Here is a 21470-nt window from a genome sequence, read left to right on the forward strand (position 1 = left end):
CGGGGCCACGTGTTTGTTACCGTCATCCTGAAAATTTTGATGACGCGGCACGTGAGGCAGAGCCGGCGTCGGCGCCTATTGAGCGCATCGGCGGGCAATCGGCAAGAGCAGTGCGGCAACAAAGCGCAAAAGCCGCCCGGCTCGAAGAGCTGGGCGGTTGGCTGGAGCGGAGGGTCGTATCGACAGGTCAGCGATGGGCAGCGCCTGCGATGCGCGCGATCAGATGGTCGAGCGACAGGCGGCCTGGCCCGTAGCGCATTATGGCAAGTGCCATCGCCGCCCAGGTGATGTGGATCGGCCAGCCATCGGGCACTGTCAGTTCGACGATGCAGGTCATGAAGAGCAGGCCGAGACCGGCAAAGCGGGTGGCGAGGCCGAGCACGAGCAGGGTCGGGAAGATGATCTCGCCGCAGCCGGAGAGAAAGGCCATGACGGCAGGTGCCGGGAAGGGGTAAGGCCCGCCCGGCAGGTGCAGCATGAATTCCTGGCTGAAGAGATCGATCGCCGTATCGTTCAGCTGCAGGAAGCCATCCCATTTCAGAATGCCGGAGCGCCAGAAGGGAACAGCGAGCGCCAGACGGATGACGGCCTGGACAAGATCGGGCTGGGCGACGGCTCGGACAAGTCCGTCAGCCGTCGCCACAAGCCTCGCCAGCGGGGAGAGAGCGCCGTTGCGAGGCCCGTTATGAGGCCCATTGCGAGAAAGCGAGTCAAGCATATCAGACATCGGAAATCTCCAGTTCGATAGCGGAAAAGGCTCTGATATTGGAAAAGGCATGGGCCTCAATCATCTCGCCGATGGCGGCAGAGAGATCGAAAGCAGGCCAGGCATCGAGGCCTGCCGCGACGGCGGCCGCAAGGCATTCGCCCGATAGGAGCGCGTTGAAAAAGGCGGCTCCGCCTGGCGGCAGAAGACGCACGGTCACCTCGTCGTCGATGCGCGTGATCAGCCCGTCTTCCGGGCGATCCTCGACGCGGCCGACCGGTTCTGAGCCGCGGTTCATGGCGAAAATGGTGACGGCGGGATGAACCGATGAAAGCATCCGCGTTGCCGGATGCGGCCGGAATGTCACCGCGCCCAGATCCTCCTGCGGCACGGCCGCGAGCGCGGCGGCGCTCAGCGCCGGTGCATCGGCGGCGTGATAGGCATCCAGCCAGGCGCGCTCGATGCGCGCCACATCCGACAGCCAGGGCATGTCGGCCGCATATTCGTAGTGGTCGATGAAATCAGGGAAGTCCCGGCCATATTCGAAGAGCAGCCGCGAGGCGGGCGGTGTTTCGCGCACATGAAAGCGAGCCATGGCGCGGAAGAAATCCGTCCCGGTGATGCGCTCGACCGCTGGAAAGATTGATGACAGCGCCGCAATCAGGCTGACGGCGACATTGTTGCGGTAGACATCGTAGCGTTTCTCCGCCCGCTTGCCGCGCGGGCCGGTGACCAGATCAGGCGCCGGGGCATCAGGGGAAAGCAGGGCGGCCGAGAACTGGCCGGCGAAATCGGGTGTGCACCGGCGCATGGGCACTATGTCAGCCGAGCGCATGGGAGGTCTCCCGGTCGTGAGCGTGCCGATCGAGGATTGCCTGCGCGGCCAGCGCTTCGGCGCGCAGTACCGGCCAGTCGGGGATCCTGCTGTCCCATTCGATGAGCGTCGGGATCGGCCCGCATCTGGCAATGACGATCTCATAGAGCTGCCAGACGGCATCGGCGACCGGTCCGCCATGACTGTCGATCAAGAGAAGCTCGCCCTCGTCATCCTCCTGTTCGGCATGGCCGGCGAGGTGGATCTCGCCGACTTTGGCGAGCGGAAAGTCGCGCAGATATTCCAGCGCCGAAAAGCCGTGATTGGTGGCGGAGACGAAGACATTGTTGATGTCGAGCAGCAGGCCGCAGCCGGTGCGCCGCGATATCTCGCGAATGAAATCCGTCTCGCTCATCGCCGATTCCGCAAAGAGCACGTAGGTGGAGGGGTTTTCCAGCAGGATCGGCCGGCCGATGGCATTCTGCATCTCATCGACGTGATCGCAGACATGGGCAAGCGTCCGAGCCGTATAGGGCAGCGGCAGCAGGTCGTTCAGGTAGGTATCGACATGCGTCGACCAGGCAAGATGTTCGGAGACCAGCGCCGGCTCGTAACGGTCGACGAGGGCCTTGAAGCGCTGCAAATGCTCCTGGTCGAGCGGCTGCGGGCCGCCGAGCGACATGCAGACGCCATGCAGCGAGACCGGGTGGTCGCGGCGCACGCGTTCCAGTATGCGATGCGGCGGGCCGCCGGCGCCCATGTAATTCTCGGCGTGGATTTCGAAGAAGCCCTGCGGGCCGGTCTCCGCGGCAATGGCTGCAAGATGCTCCGGCTTGAAGCTGGTGCCGGCCTGGCCGGCTACGGGAAGTGTCGGAAAGCGGAGGGGGCTTTCCGTCGCCATGGGAAGGTTGGTCGTCACGGTGACGTTGGCCATGTTTGCCTCCGCTTTCCTGATTTGGTTTTATGCTCTGGTTTCGGGTGCTTAGATGTCGCGCGTCAGCGGCTTCAGCGAACCATGACGATCGCCCGGCAGATCAAGCGAGGCGCAGGTGCCGCCCTGGACGAATTTCCACGAGTTGCCCTGGAAGTCCTTCACCGAAGTGCCCTGGCATGTCGTGCCCGGGCCGCCAGCGCAATCGTTCTGGCCCTTCAGGGCGACGCCGTAGCACTTCTCCTTGTGGGCAGCGGTCGCAGCCGCGGCCTCGGCCTTTGTCAGCGGGGCAGCACTTGCCATCGTGGCGAGTGCTGAGGTGATTGCGCCGGCAAGAAGGGCGGTGCTGATGGAAGTCTTCAACATTGATAGTCTCCGTTGCTCGTAATGCCCCTGTTTCAGCGGGGCACGTCGGGGTATTCGCAAGGAGAGGGCTGGTTGTTACAGGCGGGGAGGTAACGAACGCGTGATGGCGTTTGGGCGCGCGGAGGCGGCCTTTCCCGCGCTATTCCGGCAACGGAATCTGCTTTGCCGGGCGCGATGATGGTGCTTATGCTGGTGCAATCATGCGTTCGATCCTACTTTGCGGACAGGCTTCGATATGTCGATCAAACCTCGAAACGTGCTGTTCGTGTGCAGCCAGAACAAGCTGAGAAGCCCGACCGCCGAGCAGGTGTTTTCCGTGCGCGAGGACATCGAGGTATCGTCGGCAGGAACGAATAATGATGCCTGCAATCCGCTCGATGCGGAACAGGTGGAGTGGGCCGACATCATCTTCGTGATGGAGAAGGCGCATCGCGCCAAACTCACCCGCAAATTCCGCAAGTCGCTGAATGGCAAGCGCATTATCTGCCTCGACATTCCCGATGATTACGAGTTCATGGATCCGATGCTGGTCAGCCTTCTGGAGCGCAAGGTTCCGAGGTATTTGTGAACGCGTTGCGCCGGCAAGGCGCATTGGTGTGAAGTATATTCCGCTTGAGGTCGGCACCAATTCTGCTGTGGCGACTACAGTTCGCCGGCGATATCGAAGATCAGCAGGCCGGGAGATTCGAGGGGGAGTTGGGCTTCCACTTCGCCCGCCGGGTTCAATACCGCCGTCGGCCCCCACGAAATGCGCCCATCGCGTTCTCCTGTCACGTCGGCGGATATGAGCCAAAGTCCGGTTTCCCGGCAGCGCTCGCCTCTGGCGGCATTGTGCATGTCCCGGAATTTCTCGGCATTGGCGCGCGGCATCATATTGTTGGCGCAGCAGACGAGGAGGGATGCGCCTGTGAGTGCGACCTTGCGGGCGGCCTCGGAAAAACCAGTGTCGTAGCAGATGTTGATGCCGAACCGCAGGCCATCGATCGTGAAGACAGGCGTCTCGGAGCCAGGCTGGAAGAACCTTTCTCCCTTGAGCAGATGCGCCTTGCGATATCGGCCGATCAGCTTGCCCTTTTCAATGACGACCGCAGTGTTGAACAACGCTTCGCCTTGCACCTCGATCATGCCCATGACGATCATGGGGCCGGCATCTGCGAGCCTGCTCATGACGGTTGCGAATGCCTGAGATCCGAGATCCATCGCAGCTCGTCGTGCCGCTTCGTATTCCGTCAGGTAGCCCTGCAGAAAACCTTCCGGAAAGCAGAGGAGGCGGGCGCCTTCCGCTTCGGCCTTACGGATCATGTGGAGCGCGCATGTCAGGGCGGCCTCGACATTTTCGCGATATTCCAGGGTTTGGGCGGCGGCGATGCGGACGGTTTTCATTCAGGGTTCCGGTTGCTCTCGCTATTATCCGTAGCCGAGCAGATGAACATTCGTCCACCACGATCATCCATGATCGCCTCGTCGAAATAAACACCGGCCCCGCCACAGAGCCGGCCAGGCCGAGGGGGATCGTTTCCGGGGAACGGGTGAAGCTGATGACTTGGCCGCGATGGACATGGATCATCTATCGGTCAGAGTTTCGAAGGTTTAAGATTCTCCGCGGAAAAGCGGGATGAAGGCGGCAGGGATGGATCGGCTGGATGCCATGCGCGTGTTGCTTGCCGTTGTCGATGCCGGCAGTTTGTCGGCGGGCAGCAAGCGGCTGAATGCGCCGTTGCCGAGCGTCAGCCGCAAGGTCGCGGAGCTGGAGCGGCTGCTTGGCGCCAGCCTCATCATCCGCACCAGCCGGAACCTGCAGCTGACCGATGCCGGGCGCGACTATGTCGAGGCTGCCCGCAAGATCATTGCTGACATGGAGGAGGCGGAGCGGCGAGCTTCCGGCGAATACCAGCGGCCGAGGGGAATGCTGACGATCACCATGCCGGTGGAGTTCGGCAATCGCTATGTGCTGCCGATCGCGCTTGGCTTTCTGGCGGAGCATCCCGAGGTTTCCCTGAACATGCTGTCGCTCGATCGCACCGTGCATCTCGTCAGCGAGCAGGTGGATATCGCCATCCGGCTGGGCGCGCTGGCGGACAGCTCTCTCTATGCGGTGAAGGTTGCCGAATTCCGGATTCTGACCTGCGCGAGCCCCGATTATCTCAAGCGCTGCGGATCTCCGCAGCATCCGGGCGAACTGGCCGATCATGACGGGATCATCTTCAACAGCAGGACTTTCTTCTGGACCTTCGATATCGATGGCCGGCCGTTCGAAGTGGTCCCGCGCCGTCGCATCGAGGTCAATACGGCGGCGAACTGCGTTGCCGCCGCCGTTGGTGGGGCGGGCATCGCGCGGCTCTTCGACTACCAGATCCCCGACGAGCTTGTATCGGGTGCTCTGGTGCCTGTTCTCGGTGACTATGCGGGAGCGCCGCAGCCGATCCATATCGTCTATCCGCGGCAGGGCTTTCTGGCGCTCAAGGTGCGCTCCTTCATTGACTGGACGCTGCCCCGGCTGCGGGAGGCCTGTCGCAGTTACTGCTCAATCGAGTGAAGCGCGGACCTCCGCGACGACGCGTTCCGGCGCCTGCAGATGCGGATAGTGACCGATGCCGGGCAGTATATCGAGCGTGGCGCCGATCCTGCCTGACAATTCCAGGCCCATCCGCTTGTCGATATAGATGTCCTTTTCGCCCCAGACGATCTTCACCGGCGTCGTGAGCCTGCCGAGGTTAGCCTCGAGGAAATCCTGATCCCGCGTGAATTTCGAATAGTAGTGGTAGAAGGCATCGGCGGGGGTGAGGGTGCCGTGGCTCCAGCCGCGGATCATGTCTTCCTTCACGTCCGCGGCAAGATCGAACTGCTTATCGTCAGGCAGGCCGCGCCTGTAGGTGTTTTCGAGGATCTCGTCGCTCGTCTGGTTCATATAGGCGCGGGTTCTGGAAGCCGCGGGCTCCGTCTTCAGGTTCTGCAGGCTCTCATACATGTAATCAGGCCGGTTGAAGGGGGCGAAATCGCTGACGATGATGCGCCGTGCGATATCGGGTTCATCGAGGGCGAGAAGCAGCGCGGGCAGGGCGCCTATATCGGCGGCATAGATCGTCAGCTTCGATCGGTCGATGCCGGCCGTGTCGATATAGGCCTTCAGCACATCGGCATAATCACGCGGTGAATAGGAGAAGTTTTCGGCTGATGGCCTTGAGGACTTGCCGTAACCCGGCCAGTCAAAGGCATGCACCTCGAATTCGTCGCCGAGCGCGGCTGCGATATTGCTCCAGACGGCGGAGGTTTCGGGAAAGCCGTGCAGGAAGAGCACGGTGCCTTTCGGTGCTGGATTGTGCACGACGAGCCGCCGCAGGGTGATATCCCCGCCGATGGTGATGGTGCCGGTTTCAGGCTTTGCGGCTTCAGTCGTGCCGGCGCTTACCGGTGTAAGCGTGGTGCCCGTGATTGCGGCGGCGACGAGCAGTGTTCCAAGTGAGGATGTCAGCATGTCTGTTGTCCTTCCTCTCTGACGGCCGTGTCTGCTGTGGAGCCTGATGGCCGCGATCGGGGTGAATTCTCGACGATAGAATCGTGCATCGCGCCTGCCGTCGGTAGAGGGCAGTCATGAGAGTCTGCCTCTCACTTTCCCTCAGTACCGGGCGATCGGCACGCGCCGTACATCATCTCCATCCGCGGTGCCGGGGAATGGCCCGCGTTCAACGCAGGCAGCAGGCCGAGACCGTGCTGCCCCATGAAAGGACGATGAAACATGAACGATATGACCGTAAATCTGAAAATCGCCCAGCCCGAAAGGGTGCGCGGCCTGCCGGGGCATTCGACCGTCGGTACCGGCAATCTCGAGGCTGCGGGCGAATTCTACGACAAGCTCATGGCCGTCTTCGGCATCGGCCGTTTTCTGGTGCAGCCCGGCCGGGCGGTCTACTACGGCGAACGCACGCTGGAATTCGGCGTGGTGAAGCCCTTCGACGGCAGGCCGGCGAGTGTCGGCAATGGCGGCATGGTGGCCTTCGAGGCACGTTCCCGCGCAAAGGTGCGCGAGGCCTATGCAACGGCGCTGCGGGCCGGCGGCTCGGATGAGGGCGCGCCGGGGCCGCGGGGGGAGAATGGCGACGGCCCCTACTGCGCCTATTTCCGCGACCCCGAGGGTAACAAGTTCCTGGTCTATCGCGCCGGGCCGGACGAGGTCTGACAATCGCATCGGGTGGATTTCAGGCGCATAGTGTTCCGCGTCTGAAATGCGCCTGCGAATCTTCCGATGGAAAGGATGCATGTCATGATATCAGGACAAACAATCGAGAGACTAAGGATGTCACGGCGTTCGCTGTTGTTTGCGGGCACGGCAGCGGGGCTGACGGCGATGCTTTCGTCGCCTGCGGCTGCGGCCGATCCCGTCGATGCAGGCGCGCTCGGCGGCGAGATCCGCCCATTTCGGTCCGAGGTTCCAGAGGCCGCACTTGCCGATCTCCGGCGGCGGCTTGCGACCACGCGCTGGCCTGATGGAGAGACCGTGCGCGACCGATCCCAGGGTGTGCAGCCCGAGAGGCTGAAGGCGCTGGTGGACGAGTGGCAGTCTTCCTACGACTGGCGCAAGGCTGAGGCGAAGCTGAACGCTTTTCCGCAATTCGTGACCGGGATCGACGGAGTGGATATCCATTTCATCCATGTGCGATCGCGCCACGAGAATGCCCTGCCGCTGATCATGACGCATGGCTGGCCGGGATCGGTGTTCGAGCTGCTTGACGTGATCGGCCCGCTGACCGACCCGACCGCGCATGGCGGTGCGGCTGACGATGCATTCCATCTGGTGATCCCCTCGATCCCCGGATTCGGCTTTTCCGGCAAGCCTGCGGAAACGGGCTGGAACCCGCGGCGCATTGCGGCTGCCTGGGATGTGCTGATGAAACGCCTTGGTTATACCAGCTATGTCTCGCAGGGCGGCGATTGGGGCGCGATCATCAGCGATGCGCTGGGGCGGCAGGCGCCCGAGGGGCTGCTCGGTATCCATGTGAATAGGGTCGAGCGCGCCACGACCTTTCCGCCGGATGCAGCACAGGCGCTGATGAGCGGGGCGCCGGCGCCCGGCAGCCTGTCGCCGGAAGAGAAGGTCGTCTTCCAAGAGGCACGGGATTTCCTCAACAATGGTTTCGGCTATGCGGCGATCATGGGAACCCGTCCGGAAACGATCGGCTACGCGCTTGCGGATTCTCCCGTGGGGCTGGCGGCCTGGCTCTATGACAAGATCGCCGACTGGGTGTTTGCCCGCGGCGATCCCGAACAGGCGCTCGGCAAGGATGCCATTCTCGACAATATCACGCTCTACTGGCTGACCAATACCGGGCCTTCGAGCGGGCGCATCTATTGGGAGAATGTCGCCGCCGGCGCGAAGCTGGAACCCGTCAAGGTTCCGGTCGCCGTCACGGTCTTTCCAGGCGAGGTCTACAGGCCGCCGCGGCAATGGCTCACGAAAGCCTATCCGCAGCTCGTCTACTACAATGTGGCTGCAAAAGGCGGTCATTTCGCCGCCTGGGAGGAGCCTGATCTCTTCGCCGAGGAGGTCCGGGCCGCGTTCAGGACGTTGCGCTCATAAGGAGATCCGACTTCCGGAGATAAGAGCGGAACATCGAGCTTGTTCGTCCGTTTGCGGAGAGGAAAGACCTCGAGGAGGAATCCCAATGAGCAATCTCTATAACGACGGCGCCCCCGAATTCTCAGGGGGCGACGGCCACAGCACGCTGACCGCTTTCTTCGACAGCCGTAACGATGCCGAGAGCGCGATCGACCGGCTGAAGAATTTGGGTGTCACCGATATCAGAATGATGCCGGGATACGAAGCCGATGGCGACAAGGCCGGCGTTGCCGGCGACGACCGTGGTGGGTTCTGGTCGAAGCTGGAGGACTGGCTGTTTCCCGATGAGGACCGCTCGGTCTATGCCGAAGGCCTGCGCCGCGGCGGCTTTCTGGTCTCCGTCGGAGTTGACGATGCGACCTACGGTATCGCCCACGACATTCTCGACGACGAAGGCTGCATCGACATGGACGAGCGCGCGGACCTCTGGCGGGCGGAGGGCTGGGATATCAGCAAGTCGAACGAGGCCCTCGCAGCATCGCGATATGATGCAAGCCGGGCTCGTGACGATGACGCCGAGCGTGCCCGGCAGGCGAGTGCTGTGCAGGACGATATCTTTGCAGCCGATGTGGCCGGCGTAGCGCAGCCGATCGGGCGTCGAGGCGATCCAGCCTCGCCCGGAGCTCGTGCCGAGGATCTCGATGAAGGGGCCCCGCTCGATCAGGAACTGCGCGACGACATCCTGCCGACCGGACACCACCGCACCGTCGAAGAATCAAAGGAGCGTGCGGAGCGCGAGCTTCGGCAGGCGCAGGACGTCGACGGGATGCGGCAGGACCAGACCTTGCCGCGCGGGCGATAAGAGTTTGGTGCCGATGGCATTTTGAAACGGAAAGGCGCGTCGCTTTACGGCGCGCCCTTTTTGATGCTGTCAATGCGCCGTGCCGTCGACGATGACGTGGTCGTGATCCCTCGAGCATTTCTCGATGCGGGCGTGGATCTTGTAGACCTCGCGCAGCATGTCGACGGTGACCACATCGCGTGGCTCGCCGCAGGCACGCATGCGGCCGTTCTGGATGACCAGGACCTTGTCGGCAAAGCGCAGCGCCTGATTGAGATCGTGGATGGCGATCAGCACGAGCATGCCGCGCTTGCGGGCCTGGCGCTGCATGAAATCGAGCACTTCCACCTGCCGGTGAAGATCGAGCGCGCTGGTCGGTTCGTCCATCAGCATGATCTCGGGCTCGCGCACCAGCGCCTGGGCGATGGAGACGAGCTGGCGCTGGCCGCCGGAGAGTGCACCGAGATCACGGAAGGCAATCGCCTCGATGTTCAGCGCCCTCATGATGTCGTCGATCAGCCTGAGATCCTGGTCGCTGACGCCCCAGGACTGGCCCTGCTTGCGGGCCAGCAGGATTGATTCATAGACCGTCAGCACCGCATTGGCCGAGGTATCCTGCGGCATGTAGCTGATGGCGTTCCTGCTCTTTGCGCCTTCGACCAGCACCTTTCCCGGCCCTTTCAAGAGGCCGGTGATGCGCTTGAAGAGCGTCGACTTGCCGGCCGCATTCGGGCCGATGACGGCGACGACTTCACCCGATTTCAGCTTCGGCGTCGATACGTCTTCGACGAAGAGCTTGCGGCCGTGATAGGCGCCGACCGATTGCAGCTGAAGCGCTACCATGAGCGGCTCCTGTTCGAGAGAATGAGCGAGAAGAAGAAGGGTACGCCGACCAGCGCCGTGATGATGCCGATCGGGAAGACGACGCCCGGAATGATAGACTTCGAGACGATCGAGGTGACCGACAGCAGCAATGCGCCTGACAGAATCGAGCCCGGCAGGAAGAAGCGCTGGTCTTCGCCGAGGATCATGCGGGCGATATGCGGGCCGACGAGGCCGACGAAGCCGATCGTGCCGACGAAGCTGACGGGAACGGCGGCCAGCAGCGAGATGATCAGCATCGTTTCCAGCCGGATGCGACGCACATTGACGCCGAAGCTTGCCGCCTTGTCCTCGCCGAGGCGGATCGCCGTCAGCGCCCAGGCATGGCGGGCAAAGAGGGGCAGGGCGAAGAGCAGCACCGCAAGCGTGATCCAGATCTTCGGCCAGGTGGCCTTGGTAAGGCTGCCCATGGTCCAGAAGACGACGGCCGACAGCGCCTGTTCGGAGGCGAGATATTGCAGGAAGGCGAGGGCCGCATTGAAGGTGAAGACCAGCGCGATGCCGAGCAGCACGACGGTCTGCACCGAAACGCCGCGCGCCTGCGAGATGAAATGGATGAAGAGTGTCGCGACCAGCGCCATGATGAAGGCATTGACCGGGACCAGCAGGCCGGCGGCAACCGGCAGGATCGGCACGCTGGTGACGATGGCGAGCGCGGCGCCGAAGCTTGCGGCGGCTGAAATGCCAAGCGTGAAGGGGCTGGCCAGCGGATTGGCAAGGATCGTCTGCATCTGCGCACCGGCAACCGAGAGCGAGGCGCCGACGACGATCGCCATGACGGCGACGGGCATGCGGATATCCCAGACGACGGCGCGGATCTGCGCCGAGACGGAGTCGGGGTCGAGGAGGGCGGCCACCACCTCGTCGAGGCCGTAACGCGCCGGCCCCCAGGCGAGATCGATGGCGAAGGACAGGCAGAGCGCTGCCGTCATGGCAAAGAGGATCATCAGCTTGCGGCGGGCGAGGGCGCGATAACGCGCCCTGCCTTCCTCAGCTTCGATCGGCATGGCGGCGATCTCTGCCATGGTGCTTACTTTCCGGCCTTGGCGTCGACCCAGTAACCCGGCTGATAGGCGACCGGCAGAAACTTCTCGTGGAATTCCTTGAAGGTCGCATCCGGGTCGAGATCGGCAAAGAGATCCGGGTGGAACCACTTGGCCATCTGCTGCACGGCGACGAACTGGTAGGGGCTCGTGTAGAACTGGTGCCAGATCGCGTGAACATTGCCATCGGCAACCGCCTTGGAACCGGTGAAGGCCGGGTTCTGGACCAGGGCATCCAGCGCCTTGCGGCTGTCGTCGATGGTGGCGGCAGCGGCCGGGCCGACATTGACGAAATCCTTGGCGTCCTTGGTCTGGCTCCAGTTCGAGCCGGTGACGACGACGACGTCTGGATTGGAGGCGACGACCTGTTCGGCATTGATCGAGCCGGTATAGCCCGGCAGGAAATCAGAGCCGAGATTGTGGCCACCGGCCCAATCCACCATCAGGCCGAAATTGTCCGGGCCGAAGGTGCCGCAGCACTCCACGAGGCCGGCGGCGCGATACATGAAGACGTTGGGCTTCTTGGGGTTGGCTTCCTTYAGCTTGTCGGTGACGCGTGCCATCTGCTGCTTCCAGTAGGCGGCGACGGCTTGCGCACGGTCTTCATGGCCGAAGAGCTTGCCGAGGATCTCCAGGCTCGGCTCGGTATTGGCAAGGATGTGCTCACGGAAATCGATATAGACGATCTTCACGCCGATCTTGTTCAGCATGTCCTCGAGCTTGACCTCGTCTGCGGCCTTCTTGTTGCCGATCGGCAGCAGCAAGAGGTCGGGGTGGAGCGCCACGACCGTCTCGGTCTGCAGCGTGCCATCCGTCAGGTTGCCGAGGAAGGGCAGGTCCTTACCCCTCGGGAATTTCTCGACATAGGCGTTGAAGCCATCCTTGTCTGTTGTCCACAGGTCGTTGCGCCAGCCGACGATCTTGGCGAAGGGATCGTCCTTCTCGATCGGGGCGACGGCATAGAGCATGCGGCCTTCGCCGAGAATCACGCGTTCGACCGGCTTGTCGAAGGTGACTTCGCGGCCGGCCACATCCTTGATGGTGAAGGAATCGGCCAAAGCCTGGAGCGGCAGCAGGGCTACAACTGCAACTGCGGATAGTCTAAGAAAATTCGTAATATTCAACTGGAAACTCCCCCGGTCCTTGGTAATGTCCTGAGGCATAGAAAAACTGACTTTTGGAATCAAGTTTTATGTTTTAGAGCATTTCCAAAGTAAGTTCGGCGCCGGGGTGCAGATGATGAATACGATGAACACAAATTACTCCATTCGCGATGAAATCCGGGACTTCTGGTCGGAACGCGCAGCGACGTTCGACGAGAGTGTCGGTCACGAAATCTTTTCCGAAGCTGAAAGAAAAGGCTGGCAACGGCTGATCCGCAAGCATCTCGGCGAGGGGCAGGGGCGTGCGGCGCTCGATCTGGCCTGCGGCACGGCGGTGATTTCCCATCTCATGCATGGAGCAGGCTTCAAGGTGACCGGGCTCGACTGGTCGGATGCGATGCTGGCGCAGGCGCGCGCCAAGGCGAAGAAGCGCGGCACCGATATCCGCTTCGTCTCTGGCGACGCGGAAAACACCATGGAGGCAAAGGCGAGCTACGACGTGATCACCAACCGGCATCTCGTCTGGACGCTGGTCGATCCGCCCTCGGCCTTCCGTGAATGGTTCTCCGTGCTGAAGCCCGGCGGCAAGGTGCTGATCGTCGACGGCAACATGGGCAAGGAAACCTGGGTGAAGGGTCTGCAGAAATTCTGGACGAAGCTGACCGGCAAGGCGCCGGCGAGCCACATGAAGCCCGAAATGATGGCCCGCCATCAGGCCATCCGCGCGCGCGTCCATTTCTCCGAGCAGATGCCGGCTGAGGCGATCGTCGAGCTGCTGCGGCAGGCCGGCTTCGACAATATCGTCGTCGACCGCAAGCTCTCCGACATTCACTGGGCGCAGGCGCGCAAGATGCCCTTCCTGCGCGGGCTGGAGCGCATGGTGCAGGATCGTTTTGCGATCTGTGCGACGAAGCCGGTGGCTTAAGCCTTCACGAGCCCTTCGGCCCGAAGCGCCTTTTGAACCGACGGGCGGGATTGCACCCGCTCCTACCTGGCCTGCCGGTTCGACGGGCTCTGCGGGCTTGCCTCGGAAGAGGCAAGGCGACGGTGCGGCATTTCGATCAGCCATGCTACAAAATCGCTCCCGATCGGATGGATGGCTATATTTTGCAATTCTATTTTAAGGGACATAGTGCAGCAGGAGATGGCCGACTGCTGGCGCAAGAAGCTGGCGATGTCGATATGCCCCGCGTGCAGGAAAGGTGCAGTGGAAACTTGCGAGCGCGACGGCATAACCAATGCCGTGAGGGCAAGCGTAGGTCGCTCAGCCGTAGCTTGCCCAATTCAAACCTGCCTGGAGAGATCCGTTGACTTCGATATCAACCGCAATGCGCTCCGCCACTGACGCAGCGAAGGTTTTGACCGTCGAAGCCATTGTGGAAAATCGCCTCTACCCGCTCGCCTTGAAGGATGCTGCGCTGAAGCTTCTTGCCATGCACGATGCCGCGCCGCGTATCGTCCGCTATACCGCAGATATGAAACGATGGCTGCTGACGCAGTCAATTCTGGCTTTCCATTTTCAGCGTGTCACGTCGCCGTCTCATCCGGGCCTTACGGCCGCCAACCTGAACGCCTTCATCGCTAACAGAAAGGTTGCCAGCAAGAACACGGCGTTCGCGCATCTTGCAGAGATGCGCAATTACGGTCTCCTAGTCGATACCGGTGAAAGCGGGGACAGGCGCATTCGCCAGCTTAGAATTTCCGAGACTGCCGAAACCTTGATACGCGAATGGTTCAACGAACATCTGAAATCACTCGACATGCTCGATCAAGGCACGCGGCTCTCACGATCATCGGCCGATCGGCGCTTGCTCTGGTATGCGCAGCCGAGAATGGCCCAGAGCCTCTTTCACGATCCAGACTGGACCAGCCCTCCGCAGACGGTGGAAACTTTCGTTCGAACTGGTTCGGGCAGCAACATCCTGCACGACCTGATGTCTCGATTGGCGCCGGAAAAGGAGCTGGAAACGCGCATGCCTATCGGTCCTTTGCGCATCGGAGAATTCTTCAAGCGCTACGCCATCTCGCGAACCCACGCGCGGCGCCTTTTCGAGCGTGCCCATGTGCTTGAGGCTGGTGGATGGGACCTCTCCGGTGACAGCGGTGATTTCTGGCTTTCAGCCGAGCTGATCCTTGACTATCGACATTGGCAGGCGGTCAAGTTTGCCGCGATCGACGAGGCGTTCGAGTGGGCCTGTTATCAGGTGCCCGAGCCGACTGGCCGGCAACGAGCAGATTGAGCTCGTGGCGTGGTCGCAATTCGCGGCGGCAAGGTGCTGATCGTCGGCGGCAACATGGGCAAGGATAGCTGGGGTAAAGGTCTGCAGAATGTCTGGATGAAGCTGACCGCCGAGGCGCCGCCCAGCCACATGAAGCCCGAGATGATGGCCCGCCATCAGGCCATCCGCTCGCGCGCTCAGTTCTCCGAGCAGATGCCGGCGATCTGTGCCACCAAGCCGCTCGCTTAAACCTTCACGAGCCCTTCTGCCCGAAGCGCCTTTTGAACCGACGGGCGAGATTGCACCCGCTCGTACCAGGCCTGCAGGTTCGACAGGCCGTCAAAATGGATGTCGGCCCTGTAGTAGGAGGCGAGCCAGGGCGCTTGTCCCCAGCCGGTGAGTGCGAAAAGATAGGCGTCGGCAACGGTGAAGGTATCGCCCGATATATAGGGGCGGGTGGCGAGTTCGGCGTCGATATGGGCGTAACGCTTCTCGAGCTTCGGTCTGGCCGTTTCGACATAGGGGCCGGCAAGCCGCGCATAGAGCAGCGGAATGAAGCCCTTGTGGATTTCCGAGGACAGGAAGTTCAGCCATTGCTGCAGCCTGTAGCGCTCCATCGTGCCATTGGCCGGCGCCAGGCCGAGTTCAGGTTTCAGGTCGGCAAGGTACTGGACGATCGCCGGACCCTCGGTGAGAACCGCGCCGCCATCGAGTTCTAGGGCGGGAACATAACCAAGCGGGTTGACCGCCTCGAAATCCTCACCGTCGCTGAACCTGTGCGTCTTGTTGTCGACAGGCACGAGCTCGACATCGATGCCGAGCTCGTTGAGCACGATGTGCGGCGAGAGCGAGCAAGCGGCTGGCATATAATATAATTTCACGAGTTTTCCTTTTCGATTGCCACCAGGATTCTGGTTCGTTGCCAATCTAGAAAGGGTGGGATATTTTTTGAAGAAGGCAGTATATTGTGGTGTAGGTACATATTTTATACCGGGAGAATTCCGCATGAAGGAAAGCATCACCAACTGCACCGTCGAGGAGGCGATGCGGCTGCTCGGCGGCCGATGGCGGTTGCTGATCGTCTATTTCTTGCTCGATGGTCCCAGGCGCTTCAACGAGCTGCGCCGCTGCGTGCCGGGTATTTCGCAGCGCATGCTGACGCTGGATCTGCGGGCGTTGGAACAGGCGGGGCTGATCAGGCGCACGGTGTTTGCGACGGTGCCGGTGACGGTCGAGTATCAGCTGACCGAGGATGGGAAGCGGCTCGTTCCGGTGGTGAAGGTGATGCAGGAGTTTGGGACGTGGCTGCTGGAGCGGGAGGCGGCTTCATAACGGTCTTGGTCTCGGTCGTTCTTGCCAAGGCGAGTATCCGCTGGCGCGTGTGGCCCGCTCATCCGCCCTTCAGGCGCCTTCTCCCCAAGGGGAGAAGGGATATGCCGTACCGTTTCCACGCTCTCGAAGGCGTCGTGCGGCAAGTCCCCTCTACCCAGCGGGGAGAGGGCTAGGGTGAGGGGGCCACACGCTCCAGCTTTTCTGCTGGAAGGAGGCAGTTATTCGGCCTCGATCTCCTCCGGAATAAACCCACCCGTCTGCCGCCTCCAGAGCCGCGCGAACAGTCCGTCGCCTTCGATCAACTCCTCCGGCCGGCCTTCCTCGATGATGCGGCCGTGATCGAGCACGACGATGCGGTCCATGCTCGATATGGTCGACAGGCGGTGGGCGATGGCGATGACGGTTTTGCCTTCCATCACGAGATCGAGCCGTTCCTGGATGGCGGCTTCGGATTCGCTGTCCAGCGCCGAGGTTGCCTCGTCGAGCACCAGTATCGGCGCGTTCTTCAAGAGCACGCGGGCGATCGCCACGCGCTGGCGCTGGCCGCCCGAGAGCTTGATGCCGCGGTCGCCGACAAAGGCTTCGTAGCCCTTGCGGCCTTCGCTATCGGCAAGATCGGCGATGAAGACATCGGCGCTCGCCATTTTCGCGACGGCCTCGATCTCCTCCCTCGCGGCTTCCGGCCGGCCGTAGCGGATGTTGTCGCCGACCGAGCGATGCAGCAGCGCGACATCCTGGGCGATGACGCCGATGGCGCGGCGCAGGCTGGATTGGGTCACCGTGCGGATATCCTGGCCGTCGATAAGGATCGCGCCATTCTCGATGTCGTAGAAGCGCAGAATCAGGTTGGCGAGTGTCGTCTTGCCGGCACCCGACAGGCCGACGAGGCCGACCTTTTCGCCGGGCCGGACCGTCAGCGACAGATCGTCGATGACGGACCTGCCGGATTTGTAGGCGAAGCGGACATGTTCGAAACGGATTTCGCCTGATGTCACCGCAAGCTCTTTCGCATCCGGCCGGTCGGTGATGGTGGGCGGCGTCGTCATGACGGGCATGGCATCCTTGATCGTGCCGATCGCCTGGAAGATCTGCGAACCCATCTGCAGGAATGTAAACGTGTGACCGGACAGGCGGGTCAGAACATAGACGGCACCGGTGAATTCGCCGATCGTGACGAAGCCGTCGACGAGCCCTGTAAAGCCGATCGACAGAATGGCCAACCAGTGCATCATGTTGAGGACGACAACGATGAGCTCCGCGGTCCGGTAGATGCGCTGTTCGCTTTGCTGCGCCTTGATCGCCTTGCCGATGATGCCGCGGATGGCGCCAGCCTCGCTGTCTTCGGCAGCGAATTGCTTCACCATCTGCATATTGGCGTAGAGATCGGTGATGGCCCCGGAAATCAGGCTGCGGCGCTTGGCGGAGAGGCGTGCGCGCTCGGTGAAAACAGGAGCCAGCCTGACGGCGAACAGGACGTTGAGCGTGATCCAGATGATGGTCGGCAGGGCGAGTTGCCAGGATAACGCGCTCAGAAGGATGACGGAGCCCACCATCTGCATCACGAAGCGCGGGATGGACTGGAAAGCCGAGATGACCTGCTGCTGGACGGCGGAAGCCACCTGCTGCAGGCGCGAGGCGACCTGGCCGGCATAGAGATCGTGGAAAAAGGCGAGGTCCTGGCGCTCCACGGCCCTGTGGCCCTGCCACTGGATGGCGGCAGGCATGCCGATGCCGAGCGTGTGCGAGGTCAGCGTGTTGACGAGGAAGGAGGCGACCGGAATGGCGGGGAAGAGCATCAGACCGAGAAGGGTCAGCAGCCGCCAGTCGTTTTGCAGGAAAGCGCGGGCGCCCTGTTGCGTCACGCCGTCGACGATGACCGACAACCCCCAGACGATCGTCAGATTCATGGCCTCGATCGCCATGGTGGAAAGGGCCACCGCAATCAGCACGCCGCGAAACATCGAGATGAAGTGCAGAAGCACAGTCACAGGTCCCTTGGACGGCAGAGGCCGGTAAGGGATATCGAGCGGTTGGATCAGGCGTTCGAAGGGGCGGTAGATCGCATCTGAAATCGACATAATCGACGTGAAGCCTCTTGGGTCTGACATCGGAGAAGGGCGGGCGTATCACGCGACGCAGGCCGCATGGAATCATCTTCCGGCTGCAATCTCAATTAGAAATTTTGGAAAAGTGTGGGCGGAGGGAAGTGTGTTACCTCCGGAAGCCACGCCTCAACGCGACTGCGCAACGCTGCCTTGCTGGAAGTGCTCGCCGGCAGCGTCGATCTCGACCCAACAATGTTTCGACCGCTCGAAGATCGATTTGGCGGGCGCCGGGAACTGGCTGGCGTCGGTTAGCGCTCCCAGCGCCACGCCGATCATGGAGGGCAGGTTCTCGGCCTTCCAATAGACCGACGAGCCGCAGTTCGGGCAGAAATGGGAATGCACCTTTCCTCCGCTTGCCGCATCGCGCGTGTATTGCTTGTCCGTTCCGGAGATAGTGACGGCTTCGACCGGGTAGAAGGCACCGGTGCCGAAGGGGGCGCCTGTTCGTCTCTGGCATTCGATGCAGTGACAGGCGATCACCGCACCTGGTTTATCCGGCAGCGTCAAGGTGAGCGCGCCGCAGCTGCATCGGGCGTTGACCATCGGGATACTCCTGTTTCCTGAGGGGATTGAAAGTCGGGATTTTTGGGAAGATGCCGGGTATGCGCCGGGCTGAATTCGGTCAGCATGAAAAGGCGGCAGGCGCCATCCGTGAGCGGAAGGATCAAGCTGGAATAGGCAGACTGTATTCGAAGCGCGTTACGCTCGCAAAGCCGATGCCTGTGGAACAGGCCCGGCTGTTGTTCGAGGGATCGGACCGGTCAACTGCCCTGGCGTCGCGATCTGTTGCAGTTGCCTCAGCCGCGGCGGGCCGCTTCGATGGCTGCGACGTCGATCTTGCGCATGGTCATCATCGCGTCGAAAGCGCGCTTTGCCTCGGCTCCGCCTGCCTGCATCGCTTCCATCAGTACGCGCGGGGTGATCTGCCAGGAGACGCCCCATTTGTCCTTGCACCAGCCGCACTCGCTTTCCTGGCCGCCATTGCCGACGATGGCGTTCCAGTAGCGGTCGGTCTCTTCCTGATTTTCCGTCGAGATCTGGAAGGAGAAAGCCTCGCTGTGCTTGATCGACGGGCCGCCATTCAGGCCGATGCAGGGGATGCCGGCAACCGTGAAGTGGACGACCAGCACGTCTCCCTGTTGGCCGGCCGGATAATCTCCGGGCGCGCGGTGGATAGCGTCGACCGTGGTGTCCGGAAAGGTCTCGGCATAGAAGCGGGCGGCTTCCTCGGCGTGCCTGTCATACCAGACGCAGATGGTGTTCTTGTTCATTGCGCGGTCCTTTGCTGTTTTCTCCCTGATGGCAGTGACATAAGAGGCAAACGGGTTTTCTCCAGCCCAGGCACGTTATTTAAAGCCAGCGGCGGCTATCCCCAAAACCATGATTTGTTGACCTCGGTTCTCGCCTCGGAAGGGCTGACGCCGATATCGCGAAGCTGATCGTCGGACAGGCATGAAAGTACCAGCCGCTCGCGGCGCTTGCTGAAATAGAGATTGAGGTGCTTCAGGCAGCGCCGCGCAATGCTGCCGCTTGGGGCGCGATCCATTGTCGTTGGCAATTCCACATCGGTCGTCATCGAGCATCTCCAGCATTCGTCTTGGATGCCTCAAAATGCACTGGCGCGTTCCCGTGAGGAAGCTTATGGTTTTAATGCAATCCATAAGGAATTCTTTTGATGCTGAATCTGGACCAGCTTGCCGCCTTCGTCAGCGTCGTCGATCTCGGCAGCTTTACCGCCGCCGCCGAGAAGGCTGGGCTGACGCAGCCTGCCGTCAGCCTGCAGGTCAAGCTTCTTGAGCAAAGGATGGGGGTGCGGCTGATCGAGCGCGTCGGCCGCCGGGCGCAGCCATCGGCTGCGGGTGTCGAACTGCTGGCCCATGCGCGCCGGATTCTCGGTGAATGCGCGGCGGCCGAGGAAGCGATGGCGCCCTATAGGGAAGGGGCCGTGGGCCGCGTGCGGATCGGCAGCGGCGGCACGGCCTCGATCCATCTGTTGCCGCGGGCGATCGCTGCTGCGAAGAAGCGCATGCCGGGCCTGGAAATCCTGGTGCGTGTCGGTAATACCGATGAGATGGTGCGCGATCTCGAAACCAACGCCCTCGATATCGCCGTCGTCACGCTGCCGGTGTCCGGCCGCTCCATCGAGATCGAGCCCTTCTACGAGGACGAGCTTGTCGCGGTGGCGCCCAAAGGCAGTGTCATGCCGGAGGGCGGGCCGACGCCTGATTTCTTCAAGGACAAGATCATGATGCTCTATGACGGCGGCAATACGCGGCTGGCGACCGACGGATGGTTCGAGGCCGCCGGCATCAGGAGCCAGCCGACAATGGAGTTCGGCAGCGTCGAGGCGATCAAGGAACTGATCGCCGCAGGGCTCGGATGGTCGGTACTGCCGGGGCTTGCCTTGAAGCGCGACCGGGCCCGGTTCGTGACGTCACCCGTTCGGCCGCCGCTGGTGCGCCAGCTCGGCATGGTCATCCGGCGCGACAAACATCTGACGCGGGGACTGCGCGAGGTCATGAAGTGCCTGCGTGCGGCTGAGGCGTAACGGGCTGTTGCCTAAGCTGTCATGCGGCGGCGCCGAGGGCGCTTTGTTCGGCACAGATGCGATCGACCAGAGCATCGAACTCGCCTTTCGGAGGACGGGCTTTGGCGAAACGCTGCTTGAGGTGCATGATCGGCTCGGCCAGGATTTCATCCAGGCTTTCGGCGCAGGTGACGTCGCCGGCGACGCTCTTGACCTTGGAATTATCGAAAATCGCCGTCCAGGCCTTGTCGCCGGTCAGCGGGCCGATCCATTCCGGATTGTACCTGACGAGCGTGTCTGTCGGCACATGGACGATCTTTGCCTCGACGCCCAGCAACCTTGCGATCGCCTTCTGGATATCGTCCCAGATGTGGGCGTGGTCGTTGGTGATGTGGAAGATATCGCGTAGCGCCTTCTGCTTGCCGAACAGGCCGACGAAGGGCACGGCGAAATCGACCGAGCGGGTCAGCGTCCAGGGCGTATGACCATCACCGGCGACAATGGTCGGCTCGCCGTCCAGCATGCGCCGCGCCATGACATCGCTGTCGCCCATCATGATCGGCAGGCCGGTGCGAACGGTGTGGCTGGGGCGGACGATCGTCCAGGCGAGATTGTCGGACTTCTTCAGCAGCTCCTCGCAGGCGATCTTTGCCTGGCTGTAGGGCCAGTAGGGATTTATCGCCGGTGTCTTCTCTTCTGATATCACATAGTGGCGTGCCGGCTTTTCATAGACCGAGGCCGACGAGATGAAGATGTACTGGCCGCAATGGCCCGAGAAGATATCGATATCGCGGGCGATCTGATCCGGTGTGAAGGCAATGAACTGGGTGACGACATCGTAATTGGCCTTGGCAAGATCCGCATAGGCCGATGATCCGAGCTCGCCAACGATGGAGGTCACGCCCGCGGGCAGCGGATCGCCCCTCAGGCCGCGGTTAAACACGCTGACTTCATGGCCTTGAGCCACGGCGCGCTCGACGCAGGGATAGGAAATCTGGCCGGTGCCGCCGATGAAAAGGATCTTCAAAGCCATGAGGGGATCTCCGT

24 protein-coding genes and 1 pseudogene are annotated in these 21470 nt (G+C 61.9%); 10 read left to right on the top strand and 15 right to left on the bottom strand.

Annotation, left to right across the window (positions count from 1 at the left end; translation table 11 throughout):
- Positions 1 to 187: 187 nt before the first annotated feature.
- From AC1D35_RS01365 to AC1D35_RS01380, 4 genes are read right to left on the bottom strand one after another with little or no spacing between them, the layout of a single operon-like run.
- Positions 188 to 718, bottom strand: a complete 531-nt coding sequence (locus tag AC1D35_RS01365; protein ID WP_477938188.1) for a DoxX family protein — start codon at positions 716 to 718, stop codon at positions 188 to 190.
- 1 nt (position 719) lies between these two features.
- A complete protein-coding gene (locus AC1D35_RS01370; protein ID WP_113311082.1) occupies positions 720 to 1541 on the bottom strand; it encodes an HvfC/BufC N-terminal domain-containing protein in 822 nt (273 codons plus the stop codon).
- The gene (bufB, locus tag AC1D35_RS01375) at positions 1528 to 2454 is read right to left on the bottom strand and encodes an MNIO family bufferin maturase (RefSeq protein WP_477853698.1); all 927 of its coding nucleotides are present in this window, start codon (positions 2452 to 2454) and stop codon (positions 1528 to 1530) included. The genes AC1D35_RS01370 and bufB overlap by 14 nt, the downstream gene beginning before the upstream one ends.
- Before the next feature lie 48 nt (positions 2455 to 2502).
- The gene (locus AC1D35_RS01380; protein WP_113299292.1) at positions 2503 to 2817 is read right to left on the bottom strand and encodes a BufA1 family periplasmic bufferin-type metallophore; all 315 of its coding nucleotides are present in this window, start codon (positions 2815 to 2817) and stop codon (positions 2503 to 2505) included.
- A 235-nt stretch (positions 2818 to 3052) separates the two neighbouring features.
- Between AC1D35_RS01380 and AC1D35_RS01385 the strand changes: the two genes are divergently transcribed.
- Positions 3053 to 3385 carry a low molecular weight protein tyrosine phosphatase family protein gene (locus AC1D35_RS01385; RefSeq protein ID WP_113299383.1) on the top strand — a complete coding sequence of 111 codons (333 nt, stop codon included), beginning with the start codon at positions 3053 to 3055 and terminating at the stop codon, positions 3383 to 3385.
- 74 nt (positions 3386 to 3459) lie between these two features.
- Here the strand turns inward: AC1D35_RS01385 and AC1D35_RS01390 are convergent, their stop codons facing one another.
- Positions 3460 to 4200, bottom strand: a complete 741-nt coding sequence (locus tag AC1D35_RS01390; RefSeq protein WP_113311081.1) for a carbon-nitrogen hydrolase family protein — start codon at positions 4198 to 4200, stop codon at positions 3460 to 3462.
- Between the two features lie 247 nt (positions 4201 to 4447).
- Between AC1D35_RS01390 and AC1D35_RS01395 the strand changes: the two genes are divergently transcribed.
- On the top strand, positions 4448 to 5353 hold the full coding sequence (locus tag AC1D35_RS01395) for a LysR family transcriptional regulator (protein WP_113299382.1): 906 nt from the start codon (positions 4448 to 4450) through the stop codon (positions 5351 to 5353).
- Here the strand turns inward: AC1D35_RS01395 and AC1D35_RS01400 are convergent.
- The gene (locus AC1D35_RS01400) at positions 5342 to 6292 is read right to left on the bottom strand and encodes an alpha/beta fold hydrolase (RefSeq protein WP_113311080.1); all 951 of its coding nucleotides are present in this window, start codon (positions 6290 to 6292) and stop codon (positions 5342 to 5344) included. The genes AC1D35_RS01395 and AC1D35_RS01400 overlap by 12 nt on opposite strands.
- A 261-nt stretch (positions 6293 to 6553) precedes the next feature.
- Between AC1D35_RS01400 and AC1D35_RS01405 the strand changes: the two genes are divergently transcribed.
- From AC1D35_RS01405 to AC1D35_RS01415, 3 genes are all read left to right on the top strand, one after another.
- Positions 6554 to 6994, top strand: coding sequence for a VOC family protein (locus tag AC1D35_RS01405; RefSeq protein ID WP_113311079.1), 441 nt, complete (start codon positions 6554 to 6556; stop codon positions 6992 to 6994).
- A 117-nt stretch (positions 6995 to 7111) separates the two neighbouring features.
- A complete protein-coding gene (locus AC1D35_RS01410) occupies positions 7112 to 8392 on the top strand; it encodes an epoxide hydrolase family protein (RefSeq protein ID WP_477853704.1) in 1281 nt (426 codons plus the stop codon).
- 85 nt (positions 8393 to 8477) lie between these two features.
- Complete coding sequence (locus AC1D35_RS01415; RefSeq protein WP_477853706.1) at positions 8478 to 9233, top strand: hypothetical protein; 756 nt, start codon at positions 8478 to 8480, stop codon at positions 9231 to 9233.
- A 69-nt stretch (positions 9234 to 9302) separates the two neighbouring features.
- On the opposite strand, the gene AC1D35_RS01420 is transcribed toward AC1D35_RS01415, so the two are convergent.
- The 3 genes from AC1D35_RS01420 to AC1D35_RS01430 are packed head-to-tail and all read right to left on the bottom strand — an operon-like array spanning position 9303 to position 12261.
- Positions 9303 to 10055 (bottom strand): ABC transporter ATP-binding protein, encoded by a 753-nt coding sequence (locus tag AC1D35_RS01420; protein WP_113311077.1) that lies wholly within the window; start codon positions 10053 to 10055, stop codon positions 9303 to 9305.
- Positions 10049 to 11119 (bottom strand): FecCD family ABC transporter permease, encoded by a 1071-nt coding sequence (locus AC1D35_RS01425; RefSeq protein ID WP_113299286.1) that lies wholly within the window; start codon positions 11117 to 11119, stop codon positions 10049 to 10051. The genes AC1D35_RS01420 and AC1D35_RS01425 overlap by 7 nt, the downstream gene beginning before the upstream one ends.
- Positions 11120 to 11124: 5 nt before the next feature.
- Complete coding sequence (locus AC1D35_RS01430) at positions 11125 to 12261, bottom strand: ABC transporter substrate-binding protein (protein ID WP_477834526.1); 1137 nt, start codon at positions 12259 to 12261, stop codon at positions 11125 to 11127.
- Between the two features lie 115 nt (positions 12262 to 12376).
- On the opposite strand from AC1D35_RS01430, the gene AC1D35_RS01435 reads away from it, so the two are divergent.
- The 3 genes and pseudogenes from AC1D35_RS01435 to AC1D35_RS01445 all read left to right on the top strand — a co-directional run.
- Positions 12377 to 13165: a class I SAM-dependent methyltransferase gene (locus tag AC1D35_RS01435; protein WP_113299284.1), complete on the top strand. Its 789-nt coding sequence runs from the start codon at positions 12377 to 12379 to the stop codon at positions 13163 to 13165.
- 382 nt (positions 13166 to 13547) lie between these two features.
- Entirely contained in the window at positions 13548 to 14480 is a 933-nt protein-coding gene (locus AC1D35_RS01440; protein ID WP_477938184.1) for a hypothetical protein, read from the top strand.
- Positions 14481 to 14504: 24 nt separating this feature from the next.
- Positions 14505 to 14681, top strand: a pseudogene (locus AC1D35_RS01445) (SAM-dependent methyltransferase); the annotation flags it as partial.
- 23 nt (positions 14682 to 14704) lie between these two features.
- On the opposite strand, the gene gstA reads toward AC1D35_RS01445, so the two are convergent.
- Entirely contained in the window at positions 14705 to 15340 is a 636-nt protein-coding gene (gstA, locus tag AC1D35_RS01450; protein WP_113311075.1) for a glutathione transferase GstA, read from the bottom strand.
- Positions 15341 to 15464: 124 nt separating this feature from the next.
- On the opposite strand from gstA, the gene AC1D35_RS01455 reads away from it, so the two are divergent.
- Positions 15465 to 15791, top strand: coding sequence for a winged helix-turn-helix transcriptional regulator (locus tag AC1D35_RS01455; protein ID WP_113299281.1), 327 nt, complete (start codon positions 15465 to 15467; stop codon positions 15789 to 15791).
- Positions 15792 to 16009: 218 nt separating this feature from the next.
- Here the strand turns inward: AC1D35_RS01455 and AC1D35_RS01460 are convergent, their stop codons facing one another.
- From AC1D35_RS01460 to AC1D35_RS01475, 4 genes are all read right to left on the bottom strand, one after another.
- A complete protein-coding gene (locus AC1D35_RS01460; protein WP_113311074.1) occupies positions 16010 to 17869 on the bottom strand; it encodes an ABC transporter ATP-binding protein in 1860 nt (619 codons plus the stop codon).
- A 153-nt stretch (positions 17870 to 18022) separates the two neighbouring features.
- Positions 18023 to 18439, bottom strand: coding sequence for a GFA family protein (locus AC1D35_RS01465; RefSeq protein WP_113311073.1), 417 nt, complete (start codon positions 18437 to 18439; stop codon positions 18023 to 18025).
- A 254-nt stretch (positions 18440 to 18693) separates the two neighbouring features.
- Positions 18694 to 19167, bottom strand: coding sequence for a VOC family protein (locus tag AC1D35_RS01470; protein WP_113311072.1), 474 nt, complete (start codon positions 19165 to 19167; stop codon positions 18694 to 18696).
- Positions 19168 to 19262: 95 nt separating this feature from the next.
- Complete coding sequence (locus AC1D35_RS01475; RefSeq protein WP_113299277.1) at positions 19263 to 19472, bottom strand: YjiS-like domain-containing protein; 210 nt, start codon at positions 19470 to 19472, stop codon at positions 19263 to 19265.
- A gap of 99 nt (positions 19473 to 19571) precedes the next feature.
- Here AC1D35_RS01475 and AC1D35_RS01480 point away from each other — a divergent pair, with 99 nt between their 5' ends.
- Positions 19572 to 20444 carry a LysR family transcriptional regulator gene (locus AC1D35_RS01480; protein ID WP_477938185.1) on the top strand — a complete coding sequence of 291 codons (873 nt, stop codon included), beginning with the start codon at positions 19572 to 19574 and terminating at the stop codon, positions 20442 to 20444.
- A 19-nt stretch (positions 20445 to 20463) separates the two neighbouring features.
- Here the strand turns inward: AC1D35_RS01480 and AC1D35_RS01485 are convergent, their stop codons facing one another.
- On the bottom strand, positions 20464 to 21456 hold the full coding sequence (locus AC1D35_RS01485) for an SDR family oxidoreductase (protein WP_477938186.1): 993 nt from the start codon (positions 21454 to 21456) through the stop codon (positions 20464 to 20466).
- Between the last annotated feature and the right edge of the window lie 14 nt (positions 21457 to 21470).

Source organism: Rhizobium sp. P1_E6 (assembly GCF_056405875.1).